Source organism: Gemmobacter lanyuensis (assembly GCF_014652355.1).
GTDB lineage: Bacteria > Pseudomonadota > Alphaproteobacteria > Rhodobacterales > Rhodobacteraceae > Gemmobacter > Gemmobacter lanyuensis.
The window spans coordinates 980,625-1,003,493 of record NZ_BMYQ01000001.1; the positions used below are offsets into that span (position 1 = coordinate 980,625).

The 22,869-nt window shown below is 63.1% G+C and carries 37 protein-coding genes and 1 tRNA gene; 26 read left to right on the top strand and 12 right to left on the bottom strand.

Annotated elements, in window-relative coordinates; genetic code table 11:
* Position 1: 1 nt before the first annotated feature.
* The 8 genes from IE101_RS04740 to IE101_RS04780 form a co-directional block, all read right to left on the bottom strand.
* A complete protein-coding gene (locus tag IE101_RS04740; RefSeq protein ID WP_189632619.1) occupies positions 2–454 on the bottom strand; it encodes a hypothetical protein in 453 nt (150 codons plus the stop codon).
* A 550-nt stretch (positions 455–1,004) separates the two neighbouring features.
* The gene (locus IE101_RS04750; protein WP_189632621.1) at positions 1,005–1,736 is read right to left on the bottom strand and encodes a hypothetical protein; all 732 of its coding nucleotides are present in this window, start codon (positions 1,734–1,736) and stop codon (positions 1,005–1,007) included.
* Between the two features lie 398 nt (positions 1,737–2,134).
* Positions 2,135–3,994 (bottom strand): DNA primase family protein, encoded by a 1,860-nt coding sequence (locus IE101_RS04755; protein WP_189632622.1) that lies wholly within the window; start codon positions 3,992–3,994, stop codon positions 2,135–2,137.
* Between the two features lie 8 nt (positions 3,995–4,002).
* Positions 4,003–5,136, bottom strand: coding sequence for a DUF7146 domain-containing protein (locus tag IE101_RS04760; RefSeq protein ID WP_189632623.1), 1,134 nt, complete (start codon positions 5,134–5,136; stop codon positions 4,003–4,005).
* Between the two features lies 1 nt (position 5,137).
* Positions 5,138–6,181 carry a hypothetical protein gene (locus IE101_RS04765; RefSeq protein ID WP_189632624.1) on the bottom strand — a complete coding sequence of 348 codons (1,044 nt, stop codon included), beginning with the start codon at positions 6,179–6,181 and terminating at the stop codon, positions 5,138–5,140.
* Positions 6,178–6,453, bottom strand: a complete 276-nt coding sequence (locus IE101_RS04770; RefSeq protein WP_189632625.1) for a hypothetical protein — start codon at positions 6,451–6,453, stop codon at positions 6,178–6,180. Before IE101_RS04770 ends, IE101_RS04765 begins: the two co-directional genes overlap by 4 nt.
* A 226-nt stretch (positions 6,454–6,679) precedes the next feature.
* Entirely contained in the window at positions 6,680–7,027 is a 348-nt protein-coding gene (locus tag IE101_RS04775) for a hypothetical protein (protein ID WP_189632626.1), read from the bottom strand.
* Positions 7,027–7,245: a hypothetical protein gene (locus IE101_RS04780; protein WP_189632627.1), complete on the bottom strand. Its 219-nt coding sequence runs from the start codon at positions 7,243–7,245 to the stop codon at positions 7,027–7,029. The genes IE101_RS04775 and IE101_RS04780 overlap by 1 nt, the downstream gene beginning before the upstream one ends.
* A 51-nt stretch (positions 7,246–7,296) precedes the next feature.
* On the opposite strand from IE101_RS04780, the gene IE101_RS04785 reads away from it, so the two are divergent.
* The 3 genes from IE101_RS04785 to IE101_RS04795 all read left to right on the top strand — a co-directional run bounded on the left by IE101_RS04785 (position 7,297) and on the right by IE101_RS04795 (position 9,002).
* The gene (locus IE101_RS04785) at positions 7,297–7,962 is read left to right on the top strand and encodes a S24 family peptidase (RefSeq protein ID WP_229804011.1); all 666 of its coding nucleotides are present in this window, start codon (positions 7,297–7,299) and stop codon (positions 7,960–7,962) included.
* A 26-nt stretch (positions 7,963–7,988) separates the two neighbouring features.
* Entirely contained in the window at positions 7,989–8,339 is a 351-nt protein-coding gene (locus IE101_RS04790; protein ID WP_189632628.1) for a hypothetical protein, read from the top strand.
* Between the two features lie 189 nt (positions 8,340–8,528).
* Positions 8,529–9,002, top strand: coding sequence for a hypothetical protein (locus IE101_RS04795; protein WP_189632629.1), 474 nt, complete (start codon positions 8,529–8,531; stop codon positions 9,000–9,002).
* Here IE101_RS04795 and IE101_RS04800 read toward each other — a convergent pair whose 3' ends face one another.
* Positions 9,003–9,224, bottom strand: coding sequence for a hypothetical protein (locus tag IE101_RS04800; RefSeq protein ID WP_189632630.1), 222 nt, complete (start codon positions 9,222–9,224; stop codon positions 9,003–9,005).
* Positions 9,225–9,335: 111 nt separating this feature from the next.
* Between IE101_RS04800 and IE101_RS04805 the strand changes: the two genes are divergently transcribed.
* The 18 genes from IE101_RS04805 to IE101_RS04890 all read left to right on the top strand — a co-directional run bounded on the left by IE101_RS04805 (position 9,336) and on the right by IE101_RS04890 (position 16,369).
* Positions 9,336–9,536, top strand: coding sequence for a hypothetical protein (locus IE101_RS04805; protein ID WP_189632631.1), 201 nt, complete (start codon positions 9,336–9,338; stop codon positions 9,534–9,536).
* The gene (locus IE101_RS04810) at positions 9,536–9,841 is read left to right on the top strand and encodes a hypothetical protein (protein WP_189632632.1); all 306 of its coding nucleotides are present in this window, start codon (positions 9,536–9,538) and stop codon (positions 9,839–9,841) included. Before IE101_RS04805 ends, IE101_RS04810 begins: the two co-directional genes overlap by 1 nt.
* Entirely contained in the window at positions 9,838–10,044 is a 207-nt protein-coding gene (locus IE101_RS04815; protein WP_189632633.1) for a hypothetical protein, read from the top strand. Before IE101_RS04810 ends, IE101_RS04815 begins: the two co-directional genes overlap by 4 nt.
* Before the next feature lie 216 nt (positions 10,045–10,260).
* Positions 10,261–10,509, top strand: a complete 249-nt coding sequence (locus IE101_RS04820; protein WP_189632634.1) for a hypothetical protein — start codon at positions 10,261–10,263, stop codon at positions 10,507–10,509.
* Complete coding sequence (locus IE101_RS04825; protein ID WP_189632635.1) at positions 10,502–10,663, top strand: hypothetical protein; 162 nt, start codon at positions 10,502–10,504, stop codon at positions 10,661–10,663. Before IE101_RS04820 ends, IE101_RS04825 begins: the two co-directional genes overlap by 8 nt.
* A complete protein-coding gene (locus IE101_RS04830) occupies positions 10,663–11,289 on the top strand; it encodes a hypothetical protein (protein ID WP_189632636.1) in 627 nt (208 codons plus the stop codon). The genes IE101_RS04825 and IE101_RS04830 overlap by 1 nt, the downstream gene beginning before the upstream one ends.
* On the top strand, positions 11,289–11,654 hold the full coding sequence (locus tag IE101_RS04835; RefSeq protein ID WP_189632637.1) for a hypothetical protein: 366 nt from the start codon (positions 11,289–11,291) through the stop codon (positions 11,652–11,654). Before IE101_RS04830 ends, IE101_RS04835 begins: the two co-directional genes overlap by 1 nt.
* Complete coding sequence (locus tag IE101_RS04840) at positions 11,647–11,808, top strand: hypothetical protein (RefSeq protein WP_189632638.1); 162 nt, start codon at positions 11,647–11,649, stop codon at positions 11,806–11,808. Before IE101_RS04835 ends, IE101_RS04840 begins: the two co-directional genes overlap by 8 nt.
* Entirely contained in the window at positions 11,801–13,855 is a 2,055-nt protein-coding gene (locus IE101_RS04845; protein ID WP_189632639.1) for a DNA cytosine methyltransferase, read from the top strand. The genes IE101_RS04840 and IE101_RS04845 overlap by 8 nt, the downstream gene beginning before the upstream one ends.
* The gene (locus tag IE101_RS04850; RefSeq protein ID WP_189632640.1) at positions 13,852–14,121 is read left to right on the top strand and encodes a DUF6378 domain-containing protein; all 270 of its coding nucleotides are present in this window, start codon (positions 13,852–13,854) and stop codon (positions 14,119–14,121) included. Before IE101_RS04845 ends, IE101_RS04850 begins: the two co-directional genes overlap by 4 nt.
* Complete coding sequence (locus IE101_RS04855; RefSeq protein ID WP_189632641.1) at positions 14,121–14,333, top strand: hypothetical protein; 213 nt, start codon at positions 14,121–14,123, stop codon at positions 14,331–14,333. Before IE101_RS04850 ends, IE101_RS04855 begins: the two co-directional genes overlap by 1 nt.
* Complete coding sequence (locus IE101_RS04860) at positions 14,330–14,701, top strand: hypothetical protein (protein ID WP_189632642.1); 372 nt, start codon at positions 14,330–14,332, stop codon at positions 14,699–14,701. The genes IE101_RS04855 and IE101_RS04860 overlap by 4 nt, the downstream gene beginning before the upstream one ends.
* Positions 14,698–15,063, top strand: coding sequence for a hypothetical protein (locus IE101_RS19735; protein WP_229804012.1), 366 nt, complete (start codon positions 14,698–14,700; stop codon positions 15,061–15,063). Before IE101_RS04860 ends, IE101_RS19735 begins: the two co-directional genes overlap by 4 nt.
* Positions 15,060–15,404, top strand: coding sequence for a hypothetical protein (locus tag IE101_RS04870; RefSeq protein ID WP_189632643.1), 345 nt, complete (start codon positions 15,060–15,062; stop codon positions 15,402–15,404). Before IE101_RS19735 ends, IE101_RS04870 begins: the two co-directional genes overlap by 4 nt.
* On the top strand, positions 15,401–15,715 hold the full coding sequence (locus IE101_RS04875; RefSeq protein WP_189632644.1) for a hypothetical protein: 315 nt from the start codon (positions 15,401–15,403) through the stop codon (positions 15,713–15,715). Before IE101_RS04870 ends, IE101_RS04875 begins: the two co-directional genes overlap by 4 nt.
* Positions 15,712–15,888 (top strand): hypothetical protein, encoded by a 177-nt coding sequence (locus tag IE101_RS04880; RefSeq protein WP_189632645.1) that lies wholly within the window; start codon positions 15,712–15,714, stop codon positions 15,886–15,888. The genes IE101_RS04875 and IE101_RS04880 overlap by 4 nt, the downstream gene beginning before the upstream one ends.
* Before the next feature lie 65 nt (positions 15,889–15,953).
* Positions 15,954–16,133 carry a hypothetical protein gene (locus IE101_RS04885; protein WP_229804013.1) on the top strand — a complete coding sequence of 60 codons (180 nt, stop codon included), beginning with the start codon at positions 15,954–15,956 and terminating at the stop codon, positions 16,131–16,133.
* Entirely contained in the window at positions 16,133–16,369 is a 237-nt protein-coding gene (locus IE101_RS04890) for a helix-turn-helix domain-containing protein (RefSeq protein WP_189632647.1), read from the top strand. Before IE101_RS04885 ends, IE101_RS04890 begins: the two co-directional genes overlap by 1 nt.
* Here IE101_RS04890 and IE101_RS04895 read toward each other — a convergent pair.
* From IE101_RS04895 to IE101_RS04905, 3 genes are all read right to left on the bottom strand, one after another.
* Entirely contained in the window at positions 16,361–17,323 is a 963-nt protein-coding gene (locus IE101_RS04895; protein WP_189632648.1) for a tyrosine-type recombinase/integrase, read from the bottom strand. The genes IE101_RS04890 and IE101_RS04895 overlap by 9 nt on opposite strands.
* 142 nt (positions 17,324–17,465) lie before the next feature.
* Positions 17,466–17,549: transfer RNA gene (locus tag IE101_RS04900), tRNA-Leu, on the bottom strand.
* 162 nt (positions 17,550–17,711) lie between these two features.
* Positions 17,712–18,599 (bottom strand): lytic transglycosylase domain-containing protein, encoded by an 888-nt coding sequence (locus IE101_RS04905; protein ID WP_189632649.1) that lies wholly within the window; start codon positions 18,597–18,599, stop codon positions 17,712–17,714.
* 390 nt (positions 18,600–18,989) lie between these two features.
* Here IE101_RS04905 and IE101_RS04910 point away from each other — a divergent pair, with 390 nt between their 5' ends.
* From IE101_RS04910 to IE101_RS04930, 5 genes are all read left to right on the top strand, one after another.
* Positions 18,990–19,181 (top strand): Flp family type IVb pilin, encoded by a 192-nt coding sequence (locus IE101_RS04910; RefSeq protein ID WP_189632650.1) that lies wholly within the window; start codon positions 18,990–18,992, stop codon positions 19,179–19,181.
* A gap of 112 nt (positions 19,182–19,293) precedes the next feature.
* A complete protein-coding gene (locus IE101_RS04915) occupies positions 19,294–19,452 on the top strand; it encodes a hypothetical protein (protein ID WP_189632651.1) in 159 nt (52 codons plus the stop codon).
* Between the two features lie 89 nt (positions 19,453–19,541).
* Positions 19,542–20,405 carry a Flp pilus assembly protein CpaB gene (gene cpaB / locus IE101_RS04920; protein ID WP_189632652.1) on the top strand — a complete coding sequence of 288 codons (864 nt, stop codon included), beginning with the start codon at positions 19,542–19,544 and terminating at the stop codon, positions 20,403–20,405.
* A gap of 203 nt (positions 20,406–20,608) precedes the next feature.
* A complete protein-coding gene (locus tag IE101_RS04925) occupies positions 20,609–22,000 on the top strand; it encodes a type II and III secretion system protein family protein (protein ID WP_189632653.1) in 1,392 nt (463 codons plus the stop codon).
* Between the two features lie 5 nt (positions 22,001–22,005).
* On the top strand, positions 22,006–22,653 hold the full coding sequence (locus tag IE101_RS04930; protein ID WP_189632654.1) for an OmpA family protein: 648 nt from the start codon (positions 22,006–22,008) through the stop codon (positions 22,651–22,653).
* Positions 22,654–22,869 lie beyond the last annotated feature (216 nt).

The window sequence follows — 22,869 nt, forward strand, 5'->3', positions numbered from 1 at the left end:
TTCAATTTAGCAAATCGCCCCACCCCGTTGGCGGAGCTTTTGCTTCCTGTGCAAGAGCTGCTTTCTTCCCAAGTGGCGCAGGCTTGTGGACATGTGCCTTTGGTGTGCGTGGCGCGGCGCGCGCCGCCGCGATGGTGCGAACCTCTTTGGCCGCGGAAACGTTTCCCTCGAGCATGCGTTGCACAAGAGCCTGCATCGCAAGCCCCTCCAGAAGCATCGCTCCATGATCCAGCTCACGGGAAAAATACTTCCGCAGCGTCTTGGCATCGATCCCCATGTATTGGGCAATCTCATCCGTTTTGAGGCCCGCTGCCGATAGGGACATGACAACTCTTTGATTTTCTTTGCGAATTGACGCATTTCCAACCGCCGACTTTCGGCCACGTGGGTCGCGAAGCGGCCGGATAGGGTCGCCCAGCAGGTCAACCTCTTCCCCATTGTCGTTTTTCATCATGGCCGGAATTAAAACCCCGCTATTTTATGGCTGCGGGTCTAGGGCGCGAGGGCTTCCTAGGGATTTACCCCCCCCCTCCCCTTCTCCTCTGCCTGCTTGGTCGAGTTGTGGCACTTGGCGCAGAGACACTGCAGGTTCCGCTCATCCCAAAACAACGACGCATCGCCACGGTGGGGCGTCACATGGTCAGCGACAAATCCAGATGCAGACTGACGCGGAACGCCCGAAGGACAGCCCGCGCTAGCCAATGCATGGCACATGGGCGCAAGAACAGGATGCGCGGCACCGCAGAACCGGCACACGAAGCCATCACGCTCAAGCACGCGCCACCTCAGCTCTTGCCAGCGCGCTGTCTTGTACCACTTTCGCCACTCTACCCGCGCATCCCTCGCGCGACTGGCCTCGGCGGGCGTGCTGTCCACAAACCGCACCATCGGCGGCAATGCAGCAATGCGCGGCGGCAATCGCTTTAGCACCATAGGCGCACCCCCAAAAGCAAAGCGCCCGGCAGGGTTATCCTGTCGGGCGCTCGTGTGGTGCTGGCAATTTGTCAAATCTGCTGCGGGACGTCAAATTCTTTTTTCCAGGGCGAGAGCGGCGGCAGCTGACCAGTGATCGCAACCGACGACAGATAGCCCGGCTGGCCGACGACATGGGCCAGATGCAGCAGCGCGCCATACCACCCGAGATAGGCCCGGCGCGCCGCCGCGACAGACCAGACGCCACCCGTAATACTGACCGGGCAGTAGGTCGCGCGCCCGGTGCGAACCCGGCTGCGAGCCGCGACGAACCGATACTCATCGCCCTGTTCAACATGCGCCGACCAGCTGCCGTCATCCTGCAGATCCCAGCCCTTCGGAACAACACGACGACGCTCATCACCGCGCCAGTCAGGCGCCCCACCGGCCCGCGCGCACTCCGCCACCAGCACGGCCATCCGCCGCCCGCCGCAACCCTCGGGCAGAGCCTCGACCGCCGCCGCGATCAGCTCGGCATCAGGATGCACGCCCGACACCCCACCACCATCGACGTTGCAGCCCAGCCGGGCGCGCTGCATCAGCACATATTCCGGGCTGACACCGACCCGGTCGAACTGCCGCGCGCCGGTCAGGTCAAAGTCGATCCGCGCATGTTCCACCCCAAACGCCCATTCCAGCGCGCGCTGGATCGGCATCTCGCGCACCACGCGGCGCATCGGCTGTGCAACCCGCACCGCACGATGACCGACAACACGACCCGACTGACGATCAAAACCCATTGCCTGCACCACATCTTGTTTCATTTTCGCGCCATCAAACTGCATCTTGTTTCGCCTGACATTCTTATGGGGAGGATAGGGAGGATAGATGAAAGATTGGGGAGGTTTCTTTTCGCCGTTCTTTCCTATGTTTCCCTTTATTTTCATTGGCTTGATGAATGTTTGGGGAGGATGGGGAAGATGGGGAGGATATTTCAAACACATGTAAGACAGTCGCCGCCCTATACTGCCCCATACCCCAATGAAGGCCCCTCACATGCGTTACGCGGAAATTGCTCCCCATACTCCCCATCCTCCCCGAAACAGGCGCAAGCCACTGATCCGCAAAGAAACTCACCCCTGACCCCATGTTTTCGCCTTTCTCCCCACACATGCCGATATGCTCCCCATCCTCCCCGAACCGAGCGAGGGGTGCGGGGAAATCAGTCCTCATAGGCCGTGCGGCCCGCGATCGGGCGACCGTCCTGATCCCGTGGTGCGGCGCTGAACTTGGGACCAAAGACATCGTCAAAGCGGATGCCCGTGTAGGTCATCACGCCGTGTGACTTGACCGCGCTATAGCCCCGACCATCCCTTGGGCTGCGCCATCGGCCTGCCTTGTCCTTGATCCGGGTCGAGACCCTGCGCTCTGTCCATCGCCCTTCGCCGCGCGTCTCGAGCCAATAGTTGAATGCCTGCACCAGCTCGCGCGCGCCGATCCTGTCGGCATCATTGCCGGTGCACAGGCAGCAGCTGGCGATGAATGCGCCAATCGGGTCGCTATCCTCGCGGTATTCCGCCGTCGCATCGCGCACCTGATCCGGTTCCTGCAGACCACCCTCCAGGTAGTCCATCAACCCATCGACCAGCCACCGCAGAATACCGTCACGCTCCTCCCACAGCTTGGCGCCGAGGTCAGGGTCACGCTCGGCCTCTGGGATCTGCACATCCCATGGCACCAGCTTCATCCTGCGCCAAATGCCATCATCGGTGGACCGGATATCAGGCTTGTGGTTGCCGCTCATCGTCAGCTTGAAATACGGGTAGAGCCGGAAGAAGGCCCCGTAGTTTGGCCGCACCATGATCGGCTCGCCGGAGGTGATCGACTTGATCAGCGCATCCTGAAGCTGCTCACCCTCGCGCGGCTCACTGGCCCGGGCCATGCGCGCGCCGACCAGATAGACCAGATCGGGCGTTGCCTGAGCGCCGCTCTGGGTGTTCTTCCCTGTCAGCGTCTCAATCCGGATCTCGGCCGCATATTCGCCCAACATCTTGGCGATCAGCTCTGCCAGCACGGATTTGCCGTTGGCCCCGGCGCCATACCAAAACATCATGGCCTGGACCGGTATGCCGCTGATCGAAAGCCCCAACCAGCGCTGCAGGTATCGGCGCATCTCCTCCGAAGGCTGGACCCGTTCGAGAAACGCCATGAACCGCGGGCACTTGGCCCTCGGATCATAATGCGCGTGGATCACCTTCGAAATCCGGTCGCGCTTATCGTGGGGGTCCAGCCTGACTGAAGCCGTTTTCGAAAACCCAGAATCGCCGCCGCCCTGCACCTCGAACCGCAGAACACCCGACAATGTGTTGACGGCCATCGGATCGGCATCGAGCTCTTCGTGACGCACGGCAAGGTGCGGCGCGGCCTCTTTCAGCGCCGCGTCAATTCGGCCAGAATTCCCCGCCGTCCGCGCGAAATTGCGATGCGCCTTGCGCTTGTCACCCAACACCTTCTTGATATCCGCGATTGCCTTCAGCTTCTTCTGGATATCGGATATCTCTTGCTCGGCCTCGGCTTCCGGCTTGCCATCTTCGGTGACCATGCCCTGCAATTCGACCATCCTGTCGCGCAGATCACGTTCCTTGCCAATGGCCTCCATCTGCCAATCTTCAAGCTGAAGCCACGGGATTTCCCGAGCGATCAGCTCGCCCAGCTCCTGCGCCTTGGCGCGCACGGCCAGCTGATGCATGTCGATCTGGTAATGCGTCCCGCACCAGACGTGCCAGCCGAGGGTCGGGACCGAGATGACATCCTCGCCGAAATGCCGCACGTACCGTTGGCCATTGCCAAAATCGTTCAGCGGCAGCGGCGCGCATTCCCGTTCGATCCCTTGCCCCTGATCATCCGCAGGGTGGTGCGGGGGCAGTGCAGGCTCATCCGGATAGGGCGTATCCTCGTCACCCATGGGCGCGTCATGGTCGTCCGCCATGGCTGCAGCCTCAGCTGCGATGTCTTCCGGCAGATCGACGTCCTCTGCGGCAGACATGACCTGCCGCACACGCCCCAAGTTGTCCTCTGTCATTTCCCGCCTCACAAATCATCGGGGTGCGGGGCATCGGCGCCCACACCCAACAAAACGTCATTCAGATCAACCCCGGCCCCGGCCATCACGATCTGACCGCGCAGCCCTGGCCGTAGCGCCATGGCGCGGCGCAGCCCCGCCAGCAGCTGGGCGCGTGTCAATTTCGGCTCGCTGTCCCCATCCTGGACGTAGATCAGCCGCTCTACCCCGGGTGGCGGCACAAAGGCCTCGGCATCGCCCAGATCCGGCAAACCCGCATATTTCAGGCCCTGCCCCAGTCGGCGCTGACCAGCCATGTTGCCGAGGCTGATCCCGGACCAATACCCGGCACCCGCCGGAACATCGGCGATCAAGGCGGTCAACGTCGTCTCGATCCCCTCGCCCATGATCAGCACAGGGGCAGGCCGCGTCAGACGGATCGACCCGCCCTTGACGCTGCCCAGGGATTTCTTGACCTTGACCCGCTCACCCGTCGTCGGGTGCAGGATGACCGGCTTGCCCTTGGGCGCGCTCACGTCAAACCAGGTGCGATGGACACCCTGAAACCGGCCATCCGGCCCCTGAATCGCGGCCAGCATGGCAGGCCCGCGATGGACCTGAACCCATTTGCGATCGACCTGCACCGTATAGGCCAGATCCGGGTGATACCGCAGCGCGATCGGCATGCGTGGGTAAAGCGCCTGGGGAATGCCCCGCAGGGCGAGATAGTCATGCACCGGCGACCCTTGGGCGCTGACAGCGGCCTGCCAAATCTCGCGCGCCCCACGGATTGCCTCGGCCCGCTCTGCCCGGGCGCGCTCCTCGTTGCGCCGGCGGTTTTCCTCGGCCTGCCGCTCACGGGCGCGGCGCTCCTCTGGCGATACACCCTCCAACGACCCACACAGCCATTCCAACGCCGCACGGAAATCCATGCCCATGACGAACATGACCAGATCGATTGACCCGCCCCCGGCACCGCATTTGCGGCAGCCGAACACGCGCTTCTGAGTGTTGATCCCAAACCGGTCTGTCCCGCCACAGCGCGGGCAAGGCCCGATCATCTCGCGCCCTGCCCGCGCCAGACGCTGGATCGCCAGACGGTCGGCAACCTCCGCGATATCCATTGCCTGCGCCTCGGCCACCCTCGGATCGTCGCGCACCATGTCAGCGCACCGCGGCAGCTGACTGCGCGCGAATCCGCAGCACCTCGAGCAGCGTCTGCTGACCGTCAATCGTCACACGGCCGCGCGGGTCACGGATGGGGCGCGACAGCTCCTCAAAGCGCAAATGCGCCGAAAACGTGTCGCAGCCGAGGTCCGCACAGATCTCGCCCAACTTGAGACCGCCCGCCAGCCCCTCGACCAGATCGAGGTCCGTCTTTGCGTTCCACTCTTTGCGATAGCCGATCCGCACCAGATGCTCATAAAGCACCCGCTGCTTCGGCAGCATGTGGGGCAAGGGTGCTGCGCCGCCAGCCTTCGGCGCAGCGCTCTGTGAGACCCCGTTGGCAGCGGCGCAAGGCCCACTCTCGCCGCCACCTTCACAGAGCACGGGGGTTTCGCCTGCATCAGACACCGGGAGGGAGGACCTGGCATCTGCGCCCGAGGCATGACCAACCCCGGCTTCGGCGGGCTGGCCCGCATCGGATTTCTTGGCGCGCAGGATCGATGCAATGGTCTGCACCCGGCGCCGCGTCTCTTTCGCAATCTCATGCGCGCTAAGGCCACGGGCGGCCATCTCACGCACCACAGCCTTCTCGCCGTCGGTCATCGGCCCAAGAATCGGCTCACCGCCCTCAGCCCCCTCAGCCCTAAGGGGCGCGACCGGCACGGCGGTGACAGCCTCAGGAACCGCCTCAGCCGCGGCCTCTGGCACGGCCTGAGCCACGGCTGCGGTCACAGACCGAGCCGATCGCACAAAACGGCAAAACGGCTCAGGATCCATGCGGGGCGGAACCACATCGACCACCTGCTGCACAACCGGCGCCGGATCAGCGGCAGGCTCCAGCACGAAGGGCGGTGGGGGCCCGAACTCGACCGCCGCAGGCATGGTCCACCCCGTCCGGATCACCGCCTCGCGCCCCGGCACGATGCTGATCACAACATCCAGACGCAGGCTCGCCTCGATCCGCCCGGCGGCATCCGCAATATGACCCAGTTGCCCCAGCAGAGCCCGCAGATCATCCACGCTCATCTCGGTCAAATTCATTTCACACCCCCGGCAAAGCCCGCAGTCAGCGCCGCGGCGGCATCGACCACCCCGGCCAGCGCGCGCAGCTGGTCGCCCATCCCGGGCGCCAGAAAATCGTTGAAGATCGCCTGGCCCGCGATTGGCCCCTCAGCGCCCCGATGCCAGATCAGCTGGCCACAACCCTCGGCCACCAGAACCGTCGCCGTGGCATCGCCGACGGCCAGATCCACCCGCATCTGCTGCTGCACGAGCTGCGCGGCGATTTTCCCGATCGGACGAAACTGTGACATGTTGGCCCCGATGGCTGGTCCGGCGCATCGGCCCGGGCGGAACGTCCCGGGCCGCGCAACACCAGACGAGAACCCGGAAAGCGTCCGGGCGGCGCACCGGGCCCACCACAGCCCGGATCGGAATAAAAAGGGCGCGGCGGCCTGTAACGCCGCGCCAGTCACCGTGCGTCTGGCCGCACGATGAACCCTGCATCCGGGGAAAACGGGTCGGATGCCGGGCGGGAGGTCACTGCCCGAACTCCTCAGGCCACAGCGCCATGGCCATCATGACCTTGTCGCCGGTCGGGCAGGAAAACCCATCGAACCAGTTGCACGCGGTCTGAAAGGTGACCTGAAACACCACCGCGCATTCCTCGCGCGATCGGCAGCGGCGGGCGACAAGATCAGCCCAGAAGGCCGTCGCCTCATGCCGCGTGATCACCGGCGCAACCGAGACACGACGCGCGGCGGCGGCACCCCGGCCACCGGCGCGGCGGTCGAACGGATTGGCGCGGGACTTTTGATCGCGCCCGGGCGCATGCTGCGATGGAAGCGCGGAGTCGATGCGACGAAATGGGAGGGGCTTCGATGACATCAGGCGACGTCCCTTGCTTGTTCAGGCTCCGCTGGTGGCGGGTTTTCAGCCATGTAGAGGCGAATTCTGTCTGCAACAGCCATGGTTGGGCTTGCCTTGCCGGATCGCCAGTTGTCCCAGCTTCCCCAGCTCGCGCCGACAGCAGCGCGCAGTACACCCTGCGGCTTTCGTCCAATCGCAGCTGCGTAGGTTTCAACTTCTTGGATGAACTGTTCCATGCCCTACTTATGGGGGATATTTACCCCATAATGCAAGGGGAAATCTAACCCATGCGGCGCGCGCTGTCGGCGGGTACACTCCGCATCATGGAAAACAGCTTCAAAGAAGCGCTCGAAGTCGCCCTCAAGATCACCGGAAGATCTCTTCGTAGCGTCGCTATTGCTTCCGGCGTGAGCTACGAGCAACTAAAGGGGCTTAAGCAGGGAAAGGCATCATCGACCAATGTCGACGATGCGATGCGCGTCGCCCGCGCCTTCGGCGTAACATTAGATGATTTCTATACCGGTCGCCTGGGCGCCACTCAGTCTGTAGCGGTGGCAGGGCGTGTTGGTGCAGGCGCAGAGGTTGTGCTTAGCGATGACCACGCAAAAGGTGACGGACTCTACCACGTGGCATGTCCGCCGCAGCTCGCACCACGCGGCGTGGTGGCAGTCGAGGTCGTTGGCGACAGCATGGAACCAGTTTTTTACGAAGGGGATATTCTTTTCTATTCACGACAGACCATTGGCATCCCGACCGAGGCGATCGGGCGACCGTGTATCTGCGAAGATTATGATGGACTCGTCTGGGTGAAACAGGTCAAGGTGGGAACATCTCCCGGGCTATTCAATCTACTCTCCATCAACCCAACCGGGACAAATCGCCTCGACGTGGCTCTCAAGTGGGCAGCGCCGGTGCTTTTCCATCTGCCAATGACTTACGTTACCAAACTGTAGAATCTTCAAGGCCTAAGAGCTATATAATGATTGAAATTCAAAAACTTGCGCTTGCCTTCATCACCTCGCTCGTGCCGTTTGCTCTCGCTCACCCTGCGTTTCCGGCGACCATGGAAGAAAATCTGCAAACTTGCAAAAAGGTCGGGCAGCTTGCGGAGAGCATAATGAACGCGAGGCAGGCAGGCGCAACGCCATCCAAGATGATTGAAGTGGTAATTACTCCGACGATGGAGGAGGACGCCAAGAGCCTTATCATGAAGATGATTACCAACGCGTTCGATGAACCACGTTACAACTCTCCCAAATTCATCACCAGATCAGTGCAGGATTTCCGCTCAAAAGCTGAGTCGGAATGCCTTAGCGTGGTCATGAAATAGCAGGCCCACCTGCAACAAGACCATCTACGGTTCGTACTACACGTCACCCGGCGCCGAGTCATCGGCGCCGGTTCGATTCGTCATGCTTGCTCGCAGTTGGCGGCCAATAGGGTAAATTTCACCCACAGCACTTGACGGGGGAAATTTACCCTATCATATTGACTCCATCGAAACCCGATGGAGGCCCACATGCCCAGCAAGACGGACACCCTCGACGATGCCGTGAAGCGCGAGACGCCACGGCCCTATATCTTGGCAAAGGACGGTGGCGCAGGGGCGCGCGAAAGGCTGCTGGTTGCCCTTTGCGATCACTCTTACATCGGGCGGGTCACCGACACGCCGGCCATCGACGCGCCCATCACCCAAGATGAAGCGCAGCGCTTCATCCTGTCCCAAATCGGCCCGGTGTCCGAAGCGAAGCTGCAGAACATGCTGCACGTTGCCTGGACGCGCCTCTCCTACGCCACCAGCCCCGAACAGATGCTCAGCCTCGAACATCTGATCACGGCAATCAGCATCGGCATCGGCATGATGCGCCACGAAGAGGCGCCCCAGATCATCGAGCGCAATCTGCTGCGCGAAGAAACGCGCGGCGCCGCAGAGATGCAGACCCACGCGCTCAACCGTTGGCGGCGGCTTTCGCGCTTGGCAGATCAGGGCTGATCAGATGCCGAGCTTGGCCTTGATCGCCGCAACGTCGCGCTGGATCGCGCGGATCGCCGCCCCCAAACCGGCAACGTCGCTCTTTGTGTGGTCAAGCTCGGTCACAATCTGGCTCAGCGAGATGGTGCGACCGCCCGTCAGTTGCGCCACCGGCTCGGCGCCATCCAGCGCGCTGATCGCAAACTCCAGCTCGGTCACGCGATCCTCAAGATCACTGCTCATTTCCCGCGTCCTTTCGTTCTTCGCGTGGGGAATCGCGGGTGGCGTTTCCACCGCCACCCGCACCTGACCTTCGCCGTCTCAACCTGTCCTTGCAACCCGATGGAGGCCACCATGTCCGCACACAGTTATCCCGTCGATCTGGTGGCGCAGGCGCGCCATCTCGTCACCCACGCCCATGACTACATGGACCTGCCCGCCAACGAGCTGGCCGATGACCTGAGCGCCGCGTGGGCCGTCCTGCGCGATGATCTGCAGCGCCGCCGACGGGCGCGGGTGCGGTTCCTGCCAATCCACCCCGGGGACGCCGCCTGATGCGCCCCGCGACCTATGCCATTCACCCGGCCTTGCGCCGCCTGCGCGATGCCTGGGCATGGGCCCGCAGCATTGACCACACCGCCGACATGATCGGCGCCGAATGCCCCGGCCTGCGCCACGTCGCCCCGCGCGACGGCGCCTTCGTCCTTCAGGGGCAGACCGTGACCGGCGGCGGTGTGGGCATCTCGATCACCGACACCGACCAGATTGTCATCCTGCGCACCGAACCGGACCGCGAGCCCACGCATATCGTGATGGCCCTGCCCGCCCGCCTGCGCCGCACCATGGGGTCAGCCGCATGAAAACCGCTCAGTCCAACCTCAACGCGCGCACGATCCGCGCTGACCGCCTGCAACGCGCCATGCCTGCCATGCGCACGGCGGGCACCGCCGCCCTGTTTCTGGTGATCCTGACCGGCGCGCTTGTCGCCGCGGATACCGGCCTGCGCATCGCCCGTGATCTGCCCGATCTGATCGCCGAGGCCGAGGCCCGGGCCAGCTGGTGACGACAGACCGTCGCTGCCTCATCTGCGGCAGCCCGAACGCGCCCTTCGGTTTTCGCGCGCCCGGTCCGCTCCGCAGCCTGCCGCCTCATTTGCGCGCCTACCGGTGGGCCTGCATCCGCCATCGCGAGCAGGTCGAGGACACGCCGATCAAACCACAGCCGGACCGGCGCCCCGCGCCACGTTGACCGCGCCCCTTTGCCACAAATGGATTTGACCATGCCGCACCGCGCCAATCCCGACGACCACCGCGACCAACTGGACTGGCGCGGTGAACACCTGATCCGGCGCCGGCCGACTGCCACGGAACGCAAAAAAGCGGGCTGCAGCGCCATGGCCTCGACCATCGCGGAAATGAACCGCCGAAAGGGGATCAAGCCCCGATCCGCCGCCGACCATGACCGGTTCGTGCGGGGCGTTTTCAAAGATCTGAGCATCATCATCAAAATGGAGGCCAAGAATGCGTGACGACAATGACCCAGCCCAGCTGGCCCGCATGGCAGAGGCAGACACTCCCGAACTCGAACAGGGCGCCGTCACCCTCGGAGGATTTGCACTCGCCGCCCTGTTCGCTCTGGCCCTGATCGTGGCGGGCGCGGCGCTGGTCGCATGGGTGCTGTGATGGCTGATCAGATCAGATTCCTGCGCGATGTGCGCGACCACCGCATGACCATCGAACTGGATCAGGGAGTCCACCGATCCATCAAGTTCAGTCGCCCTGGCTCAAACACCTATTACTTCCGCCTGAACACATGGCCCGGCCACCTGGCAATCAGTGGCGACATGGGAAGCTACGTCTTTTCGCGGGTTCAAGATATGTTCGATTTTTTCCGTGATCGGGAAATGATCGGCCGTATTAACCCGCAGTATTGGCATGAAAAAGCTGATGCTGTTGATCGGAATGGTGGAGCAAAAAGGTATAGCCCTGAAAAGTTCCGTGCAGCCATAAGGGAAGAATCTGCGGAATGGCAGGTTCGCCTTGGTGACGCCCAGAAAATCCTTGCAGAAATCGAGGAATTGGCCTCGGAGGGGTTCGGCCACGAGCATGAAGCCTATGCGGCTGTGCGAGACTTTGAAGCATCAGGCGGGAACAGTTTCGACTGCTTTGAAAGCGAGCTGACTGACTGGGATTTTGGCTACCTGTGGCTCTTGCGAGCAATCGTGTGGGGCATCAAGCAATACGACCTACACCACCAGGGCCGCACCCAAGCAGACCATGACAAGCGCGTCTTGGCGGGGGTGCTGTGATGTTCATATCCGAAACGAAGCACACCGCGCGAAAGGCGCATCGGTGCGACTATTGCCGGGGGACCATTCCCGCGGGCACTTCCTACCTCAACATTTCCGGGAAATGGCAGGGCGATTTCTACTCAGCGCGCGGGCACACAGACTGCCGCGACCTCTGGCTGGCGCTCTACGACGAATACGCAGATCACGGCGAGGGCATGGCCTTCGATCTGCCAGAGGTGATCAGTGATCTTGTCAGCCCCCAAGAGGCGCAGGAGTCGCTGGACGCCCAACGCGGCTACTTCCCGCATGCCGTCAACCGCCTCGAATGGAGCCTCCGCAGATGGCTTGCAGACGATGATGCAGAGGGGGGCGCCCATGTCTGACCGTATCCACACCGTCCACCTCAGCGCCTACCACAGCGCACAGGGCACGGCCGCCGAGCTGGCGCGCATGGGCATCTATCTGCCACCCCGTCACTGCGACACCTGTGGGCGGATCCAGCACGCGCACAACTGCGGGGAGCGGGACGATGGCTGACGCCCTGCCCATGATCATTGACAGTTTCGCGGGAGGCGGCGGCGCTTCGACCGGGATCGAACAAGCGCTTGGCCGGTCGCCGGATGTTGCGATCAATCATAGCGCCAAGGCCTTGGCGCTGCATGCCGCCAACCATCCCGAAACCATCCACCTCGACAGCAATATCTGGGACGTGGAGCCGCTGACCGTCACCCGGGGGCGCCATGTCGGGCTGCTCTGGGCAAGCCCGGACTGCAAACATTTCTCCAAAGCCAAGGGCGGCGCACCGCGCGACCGCAACATCCGCGATCTGGCTTGGGTCGTGGTCAGATGGGCCAAATGGGCAAAGCCCGACGTGATCCTGATGGAGAATGTCGAGGAATTCCTGACCTGGGGGCCGGTGGGCGAGGATGGACAGCCGATCAAAGAGTTTGCGGGCCAGACCTTTGACCTGTGGGTCAGCCAGCTGAAGGAACTCGGCTACAAGGTCCAGCATCGCGAATTGCGAGCCTGTGACTATGGCGCGCCGACGATCCGCAAGCGGTTCTTTCTTGTGGCCCGCCGAGACGGCCGCCCGATTGTCTGGCCGAAGCCGACCCATGGCGACCCCAAATCGCCAGAGGTCCGCAAAGGCAAACTGCAGCCGTGGCGCACGGCTGCGGAGTGCATCGACTGGTCCCTGCCATGCCCGTCGATTTTCGACACCGCCGCTGAGGTCATGGCCAAGCACGGGCTGCGCGCGGTTCGCCCCCTCGCCAGCAACACGCTGGCGCGGGTGGCACGCGGCATGAAGCGGTATGTGATCGAGGCTGAGAGGCCGTTCCTGGTGAACCTGACCCACGGCGGGCGCTGCGAGGATGCTGCAGAGCCTTTCCGGACGATCACCGGCGCCCACCGTGGCGAAAAGGCAGTGGTCGCCCCCAGCCTGACCCGATTCAACGGCGGGGCCACGGGGGCAGATCTGCGCGACCCTGCGCCGACCGTGACCGCAAACAGCTGGATCAAGAAGCCGGGAGGCGCCGCGCCGCTTGGCATGCTCGCGCCATATCTGGCAAGCATCGCGCACGGCGACAGCGGCGGGCGCCGGGAATACCCGCTGGCCGATCCACTTGGCACTGTCATCGTTGGCGGCATCCAACATGCGGTTATCACCCCGATCCTGTCACAGATGTATGGATCTGGCGGCGGAAAGGGGGACGTTGACCGGCCCCACCCGGTCGTGACCGCCGAGGGCAACCACGCCTCGATCATCGCGCCGGTGCTGACCTATGCCCAACAGGGGGGTGGGAGCCGGTCGGCCACAGTTCCGCACCACACGATCTGCGCCAGCCGCAAAGACCAAAACAGCCTGTTGGCCGCGACCATGGCGCAGATCGGCTACGGCGAGCGCAAAGGTCAAATCCCGCGCGCACTCGATGTAAACTCGCCGCTGGGGACGGTCGTTGCGGGCGGGGCCAAACACGCGCCAATTGCCGCCTTCCTCGCGCAACACCATGGCGGGCCACGCATGGGCGGAAATGCCGGGCACGATGCCCGCGACCCGATCAGCACCATTGCCGCCTCTGGCAGCCATCAAACCCCGGTAGCCGCCTTCTTTGCCAAATATTACGGCACCGGCGACGGCGCGCGCACGGATGAGCCATGCCACACCATCACCGTCAAGGACCGCATGGGCCACATGCAGGCATCGCTGCAGGCGCCCCCCTTCGGCCCTGAGCATGAGGCCCGGGCGCGCGCGGTGGCCGACTTCCTGCGCGCCCACGACGCCTGGGACAGCCGCGAATTCGTGACCCTATCGATCGATGGGGCCGATTTTGTGGTGGTCGATATTGGCATGCGGATGCTGACCCCGCGCGAGCTGTTCAACGCGCAGGGCTTCCCGGCTGATTATGTGATCGAAGGTGTCTGGACAGGGACCGACACCGCCAGCCCCAAATTCGAGGCATTTGCCAAAGACGTGCAGGTCAGCTGCTGCGGCAACAGCGTGTGCCCGCCGCTTGCAGAGGCCCTGGTGCGCGCAAATTGCGCCCACCTCGCCATTACCGAACAGATCGAGAGGACCGCATGAGACGCGCCGAAATCCTGCAAACCGCACTGCAATGCATCACCGTTGACCGGGCCGCCACCCACGGCGAGGCCGAGGATAGCTTTGGCCTGATCGCGGCCTACTGGTCCGCGCATCTCGACCACCCCGTCACGGCGCATGACGTGGCCGCGATGATGGTGCTGTTTAAGTTGGCCCGCATGCGCGGCAACCCGGCCCACATCGACAACGCGATCGACGCGGCGGGCTATGCGGCGCTGGCCGGTGAGATCGCAACGGGGGCCGCGTGATGCAGCGCAAAAACACCGCAGCACCGGACCAGCATGCGCGCCTGATCGCCGACATGCAGGCCAAACAGCAACGTCAGCGGAACGAAATCGGCCGCCTCGAGCGCCTCGTCGCGCAGCTCCAGGCCGACAAAGCCGCACTCCGCCATGACCTGACCAAAGCCAAAACCCGCGCCGACCAGCTCTCGGCCATCATCCAAGGGGGCATTGCATGAGCCAACAGACAAGACCTTCCAATGTCACCCTGCCAGAGCTGGCGGGCATCACGTCCACCGCAGGCAACAAATGGGGCGTCAGACTGCCGATACCGTGCGGATCCGAGCCGCCGCAATCGGCCGCGCCCGTGCAGCCCGCGAAACCCGACCGCGCCCCTCGGACCGACTACGCCTTTGACAGCCGCCGCCCCGGCGATGTGGTCGAGGTCACGAGCGACCAGGAGCGCCACTACCTCCGCTCCGCATTTGCCAATTGGCGCCGCAAATTGGGCGATGCCTGCCCGCTGGATGCCGTTAGCCTGCGGGACGACACCGGCAGGATCTACGCCATCCAATTCATCGCCCGCACACAGGAGAACAAGCAGTGAACAAGATCGACACAAGCACCGAGGCTCCTGTCACGCTCACCTATACCAACTGGAAGGGCGAGACTGCACAGCGCCGGATCATCCCGCGCCGTATCTGGTGGGGATCGACGGCATGGCACCCGGAACCGCAATGGATCCTGACCGCGCTTGACGTTGACAAAGGCGAGGATCGCGACTTCGCGCTTAAGGATTTCGGCCAGCCCATCACCGTGCAGGACGCGGCGCGGGTGCCGAAGATCAATGCGCTGATCGATGCGGCGAGGATTGTCCACGACAGTTACTGGAACTCCACAGATGGAATTATTCGCGGACTGTATGACCTTGGCGAAGCCCTACGCGCCATCACGGAGGGCCGGGAATGAGCGGGCCGGATCGGATTTGGCTTCAGGACGCCGGGGATTACGAGAGTGCGGCTGAATTTGAGGTAACGTGGTGCATTGAGCCGCAAGATGACGGCGATACCGAATACATCCGCCGCGACCCCGCAGTCCTCGCCACGCTGCCAGAAGTGCAGGCAATGATTGAGACCGCTTACGAGAAGGGTCTGTCGGACGCACTAGGTATCGTCGCATCCATCGGCTACGGCGCGACTGAAGATGTGGACAGAGGCCATGAAGACGCTTACCGCGCAATTGAAAAGCACTTGGCGGACTGGAAAGCCTCCGCAGCCGCCCTTCGCGCTATCACGGAGGGTCGGGAATGAGCCTACCCGACTCCATGACCCGGGAGCAGGCGGTTGCCCTGCTCGCCACCACGCCGCAGTATATCCCCGGCCCGTGCCCATGGTGCAAAGCCACCACGATCAAAGAAGCGGAAACGCGATGCCGACCCATGTGTATGCCCTGCGGCGACTATGAATGCGGCACCCCCGACGAGGCCCCGGACGACGGCGGCCTGCTGCACCAGCGCAACAGCGACTATGACGCCCTGAGCGGTTATCTCTGGGAATGGCTCGCCTTTGACGAGGGCCTGACAGATACGCCGCCAACGTGGGGAGAGGATGAAACGGCATGATGTGGCTGACCACCCGCGCCCTCGGGCTGGGCTTTGCCTGCGTGACCATCTGGCTGCTGTCGCTGGCCCTGGCGATCGCGATGCACACGGCAGCGATCCTCTATCTGATCCTATGGGCCGGCCTGGCGGATGGCCGGGCAATCCACGCCATTGTCAGAGGACTGACGAAATGACCGGCCCAACCCCATATCTCCACGGCAACTGCGATCCCTGCGCGGCATGCGAGCTGCGCAGGGAGATGCAGGACACGGCCCCGATCATCCGCGCGCCGATCCCCTGCAACGTCTGCGGCGGCAGGGGCTACCTGCCGCTCAGCGCCGCCGAGATCGTCCGCCGCACCGTCATCGAGGCCCGCCGGATCTACTGGCCCATGGTCGCAGAGCGTCAACAGCAGCAACAGCAAATGGAGGCCCGGTGATGGGGCAGCAGTTTGTTCTGATAGAGGCCGAGGCACTGGCGCGCATTGAGCGACAGATCGCCGCGATTTCCGCCAAACTGGAGGGCGCGACACTCACGCCAGCGCCGGAGTGGTGCAGCATCCCGGCAGCAGCAAAACGCCTCGGAGTGTCCGCATCGACCATCCGCCGCAAGATCAGCCTCGGGCAGCTCGAGGCGCGCGGATCAGGCAAAACTAAGCAAGTGCGCCTAGTCTAGGCGCCTCGCAATATCTGCTGCGCTCTCGTTGTAATAGGTCATCAGCTGGCGGATATCGCGGTGGCCGATCATGCGAGCGAGAGACAGCACATCGAGCTTTCTCGACAGCCGCGTCACCGCCTCGTGTCGGCTGTCGTGAAAATGCAGATCCTCGATCCCCGCCTTGGTCCTGATCTTGCGCCACAGCGCATCGAGCTGGTCGGACCGCAGGCCGAATACCGTCGGCATCCTCGGAAGCCCACCAAGCAGACGCAAAGCCTCGGACGACAGGGGCACATCCCGCGCGGTGCCGTTTTTAGTCCGCGACAGATGCACGACGCGCTTATCGAGATCCACGCAATCCCACGTCAGCCCGACAATCTCCCCTGCGCGCATACCAGTCTCTATCGCGAACAGGAATGCGTGGTAAGCTCGCGCCGTGGCATTGGCGAGGTCGGCCCCGGCAACATGTGCCAGGCGTGACAGCTCATCCTCGCTGGGCCGCCTGTCGCGCGCCTCGGGCTCTTTCGGACGCCGCACATCCGTCATTGGGCTGACCGAGATCAGTCCCCACTCTTTGCGCGCCTGCGTCAGCACCGCGCCCAGCAGGACCATCTCCCGCCGCACAGTCCCGGCCGAGACGGCCTTGAGCCGCCGATCACGCCAGTCGGCAATATCAGCGGCTGTCAACCTGCCGATTTGGATCTGGGCCACTGCGTCACGCCTCAGCAGATCGATGCGCAACTGCTCCCACCGCGCACCGCGTTTGCCGATACTGACCTCCCGGGCGTATCGGTCCAGCACATCGCCAAACAGCGCTGCGCTGGCAAGCTGCTCGCCATTCAGGATCAGATATTCCTGACGCGCAGCCCAGTCCTTGGCTTCGACCTTGGACGCGAATATCTTGCTTTTGCGGACGCCCTGCCGCGCGACTTCGGCGCGCCACTGCTTGCCGTATTTTCGAATCGAGGCCATGAGATTACGCACACTGCGGGAATTGTGCGTAAACCAATGCAAAAAATTGAGCGCGTCAGGTAGTCAGAAATTTCCACGGGCGGGCGCGCAGATTGAAAATAAACGGAAAAATCTCACAGAGGCGCACATTTCTGCGCTGAGGTGGTGCCTGCGGCGGGACTCGAACCCGCACGCCCGAAGGCAAGGGATTTTAAGTCCCCAGCGTCTACCATTCCACCACGCAGGCACGGCCGTCACCATACAGAGCCGCGCCCCAAGGTAAAGGGCCGAAAAATGGCAGTTCCCGTGGCCGCGGCAACCGTGCAGCGCCCCGGCGATTGCCCCGTCTTGTCAAGATTGGCGGCGAAAAGATCGTCCCCGCCCCGCCCGCATCGGTGCGGGGTTCGCCTTATCCCCCAGCGGCCAGCACCTTGAAGACGCAGGGATCGGAAAACAGTTCGGGCGGAGTCTGACACAGGCCCTGCGCTACTTGCCAGGCGGCCAGAACCTTGGGCACGTAATCGCGCGTTTCCGCATAGGGCGGGATGCCGCGGTTCGATTCAACCGCCCCCTCGCCCGCATTATAGGCCGCCAGCACCATCAGCGGATCACGGTCGAACCGCTTCATCAGCCAGTCCAGATAGGCGACGCCGCCCTTGATGTTCTGCACCGGCACCTTCGCATCGGCCACGCCAAAGCGCTCGGCCGTGGCGGGGATCAGCTGCATCAGCCCCTCGGCCCCTGCCGAGCTGACGGCATCGGCGCGGCCTGCGCTTTCGATCCCGATCACCGCCAGCACAAGCGCGGGCGAAACCTCGGTCCCGATGGTGGCCATGAGGATGTCGGTCCCATAGCTTTGCGCGATGTTCTGCATGTGCTGCATCCGCGGTGCCACGACCGCAGCCCCACCCGGCCCCTGCGACAGCGTCGCCAGCGCCAGCGTAAAGCGGCCATCCACGGCCTCGATCGCGGTGGGCACGCGGTCCCAGAACCAGGCATAGGCGGCAGGGACGACGGGGCCGGGGGTGACAGGCACCTCGGCGGGCAGCTTTTCGGGCTCTGCCAGAGACAGCGCCTCCTTGTCGCGGTCAACCTTTGGGGTGGCAGCCAGACGGCGGGCCTGTTCGGCCGGGTCGATCTGCACGGTGATACGCTTGCCGATGCCGGGGCCAAGGCCGGGGGCCTTGATGCGGCGGAAGGTGAAATCTTCGAATGGCGGCGGGGTCTGGGCCCAGACGCCAGGCACGCCGGACAGAATCGCCCCGGCGAAAAGTGCTGCTCCGATTCCCCGCCTCATGGGGTGTTCCGCCCGTTTTCCGGTTTTTCTGCACCCAAGGTGCCAGAAATCCCGCGACCGGGCGAGACGGCACCCCGCCGAATTGGCCCGAGTCGTCCCCAATCGTGGCAGTTTTGCCGCAATCTTGCCAAAGTCAGCGATACAGACGGGGGGCGGTAAGCTACATCCAAAGGTATGTATCGAAATTAACTTCTGCAATTCAATCACTTATCATTTTTATGCGGATTTTCTTCAGATTTTGGACCCGGCCCAAAAGCCTCCCAACTCCCGCCGCGATTGGGGGGCTATATGAGCCCATGCCGCAGCGAACAGCGGATCGGAACAGAGGCCGGTCAGAAAGCAGACGCCGCGGTAGAAACAGAGCAACACTGAAACCAAGGGACTAAAGACATGAAACTCCTGAACATCTTCAAAGCCTTCAAAAACGACGAGTCGGGCGCTGTCACCGTTGACTTCGTGGTTCTGACCGCCGCCATCGTTGGCCTGGGCATCATCGTGATCTCGACCCTGCAGCCGGCGATCACCGACACCGCGACCGCCATCGCGACCGACATGCAAGAAGCTCGCGAGCTCGGCCGCTGATCTGACGCACGGCGTCTCAGCCAGAGTGTAAACAGCAGGCTGCGGTCCCGGACAGGACCGCAGCCTGTTGCACAAGCGGCCCCCCGACAACACGGCAGAAAGTATGTGTAGCATGTTCAAAGAGTTTCTGACCCGTGAAGACGGTGCCATCACCGTCGATTTTGTCGTTGTCACCGGCCTGGTGGCGGGGCTGTCCATCGGGGTCACCCTGATGTTGAATGAAGAGGTCCGGGCCTTCGCCGTTGCGATTGCCCAGCAGATCACCGGCTGAAGAACCCGCACGACCGGCGCGGTTCGAAACGGAAGGCCCCCATCGGCCCCGTGTCTCGGCCAGAACGATGGGATGTAGGAGAAGGCGATATGCGGACTGTTTATCTGGGTGTTCTGGTTCTTGGCCTCGCGCTGGCGGGGTTTGCTGTCTACATGGCGCAAAACTACATCGGGCGGACGCAAGCCCAGCTGGAAAGCGAACGCGCGCTGCGCGCCAAGGTCGGCCGTCTGGTCGAGGTCTATGCCGTGACCAAATCCGTGAACTACGGCGACGAGCTGACCCCCGAAGATGTGCAGCTGGTATATCTGCAGGAATCAGCGCTGCCCGAGGGCGTGTTCACGCCGGAGACGCCGCTTTTTGCCGAAGGTGAAAAGGAACCGCGCTATGTGCTGCGGCAGATGGACAAGTTCGAACCCGTGCTGGCCGGCAAGGTCACGGCGCCGGGCGAAACTGCCGGTCTGACCAATATGCTCAAGCCCGGTCAACGCGCCTTTACCATCCAGTTCAAGGATGCCGCGGGCGCAAACAAGACGCTGCAGCCCACCAACCACGTCGATATCTATCTGACCCATCCCAGCCCCTCAGCCATTGATGGTGGCCTGGAAACCATCCGCTTGGAAGAGGCGATCGAGGTGATTGCCGTTGACCGCCCTGCCCCGGCAAAGGGCGCGGCCGAAGGCGAAGTGGCGCCGCCCCGGTCGATGACCGTGGCCGTGACGCCCCAGCAGGTTGCACGTCTCACGCAGGCGCAGGCCTCGGGTGATCTGACAGTCTCGCTTGTAGCCAAGGCTGATGAGCAGATGACCGACGGTGGTGCTGTATCAACGGTAGATGATCCGGTTCTGGGCGCCAAGATGGCCGCCGAGCCTGCACCGGTTGAGGCGCAAAGATGCTATCGCAAGATCCGCAAAGGGACCGAGGTTCTGTCCGAGGAAATTGCCTGCACCAACTAATAGTGGATTGCACCCCTGGCGCGCACCGCATCTGGCGGGCGCGCCTTCTGCTTGTTCCGCCGCCGCTGCGCGCGAACGGCGTTATCCACAGAAGCTTCGACCCGCAAGAGTTTGATTCTTGCAAAAAAATACCTTCTCCGTCATTTTAGGGGCTGAAAGGGCGCAAAGACCCCGATTGAGGCGTGGTCCGAAAGGCTGGTCACATGCAGTTTAAAACGTTTCTGAGTGCGGGCGCCATTGGCCTGGCCGTGCTGGCCGGATCGACGGCGATGGTGCAGGCCCAGGGTCTGCGGGTGATGGAAGGATCGGCCTCGGCGCCGCTGTCCGTGCCGCTGAACCGCGCGGTGGTGGTGGAAAGCGATGTTCCCTTTGCGGAACTGTCGATCGCCAACCCCGGCATCGCCGATATCTCGACGCTGTCGGACAAATCCATCTATGTGCTGGGCAAGGCGCCGGGGCGGACGACGCTGACGCTTCTGGCGGCCGACGGCAAGCTGATTTCGAATGTCGATGTCGAGGTCACGCCGGATGTTTCCGAATTCAAGGAACGCCTGCGGCAGATCCTGCCGGGCGAGAATATCGAAGTGCGGACCGCCAATGACGGCATCGTGCTGTCCGGGACGGTCAGCTCGACCGCCAAGCTGGACCGCGCGCTGGACCTGGCCGAACGCTATGCGCCCGAACGGGTGTCGAACCTGATGACAGTGGGCGGCACCCAGCAGGTGATGCTGAAGATCCGCTTTGCCGAAATGCAGCGGTCGGTGTCGAAGAACCTGTCCTCGTCCCTCGCCATGGCCGGGGGCAATACAGTCGGTGTGAACGGCGAAACCGGCACCTGGCTGAACGACGGCAACGCGATCAACAATTCCACGATCACCCCGCGTTCCAATGCGAATTCCTCGCTTGGGCTCGGCTTTACTGCCGGCTCGATGCAATTCGCCGTGCTGCTTGAAGCGCTGGAATCGAAGGGTGTCGTGCGCACCCTTGCAGAACCGAACCTGACCGCCCTTTCGGGGCAAGAGGCCAAGTTCCTTGCCGGTGGCGAATACCCGATCCCCGTGTCGGACAGCGACGGGATTTCCATCGAATACAAACCCTTCGGCGTTGAGATGACCTTTACGCCGGTCGTGGTTGATGGCGACCTGATCAACCTGACGATCAATGCATCGGTGTCGTCGATCGACTCGGACACCTCGGTCACCACGAACAGCATCAGCGTCAACGCCTTCAAGCGGCGCGAAACCTCGACCACGGTCGAGATGCGCGACGGGGAAAGCTTTGCCATTGCGGGCCTCTTGCAGGATGACTTCCGCGACCTGAACGGTCAGGTGCCGTGGCTGGGCGATATTCCTGTTCTGGGGGCGCTGTTCCGCAGCACGGAATATCAGCGCGCGCAGTCCGAACTTGTGATCATCGTGACGCCACATCTGGTGACCCCGACCCGCGGCGAGGCGCTGGCCCTGCCCACCGATCGCGTGCGTCTGCCGACGGAAAAAGAGCTGTTCCTGTTCGGCAAGGTCGCGGGCAGCAAGGGCCCTGCGGGTGAAGTGGCCCGTCAGGACTTCAGCGGCCCCTATGGCTATGTGATGGAGTAAGCGGGATGCAGCGACAGATCCGGAGTCTGGCGGCGGCAGTCGCGCTGGTGGCGTTGGGCGGTTGCGTGAGTGGCGATCGCGAAGCGGGTGCCGATGTCGATGGCGGCCATTTTGGCAATGCCACGATGCAGAACTCGATGGCGCAGATCAACGCGGGCGAGGCCCGCATTCTTCTGTCGCGCAAATTCGCGTCCGAGGTGCCTGCAACGATCACCTTCCCCTTCAACTCGGCCAGCCTGACGGCCGAATCTGCGGCGGTACTGAACCAACAGGCCAACTGGATGTCCCAGTTCCCCGAGCTGCGGTTTTCGGTCTATGGGCATACCGATCTGGTTGGGTCGAATGCGTATAACAAGGCCCTTGGCCGCAAGCGGGCCGAGACTGTCGTAGCCTATCTTGCCGCGCGCGGGATTTCGCGGAATCGCCTGCAGGCCCTTGTGTCTTATGGCGAAACGCAGCCCATCGTGATGACCGAACAGCCGGAGATGCGCAATCGCCGCACCGTGACCGAGGTATCGGGCTTCCTCAAGCGCCAGAACGCACCGCTGAACGGCAAATATGCCGCGGTCATCATGCGCGAATATGTCGATTCCGCTGTGCGCCCGATCAAGCCGCCGACCAACGTGCAGTCGCAGGTGGTTCAGGGGAACTGATCCGAACGGATATGACATTGAAAAAAGGCGGGCCCGAGGCTCGCCTTTTTCCATGGGTCAGAGACATTTCCCAGAAATACGGTTTTTTAGCCCAAATCTCGCCCAGTTTGCCCCGCACCTTCCAGACTGAATAAACCCAAACCGTGCAATGCCCGCATTGCACACGGCGGTCCCGCATGCGGCGGGGCGACTTGGTCGCCCCTGCGGGTGCCCGCC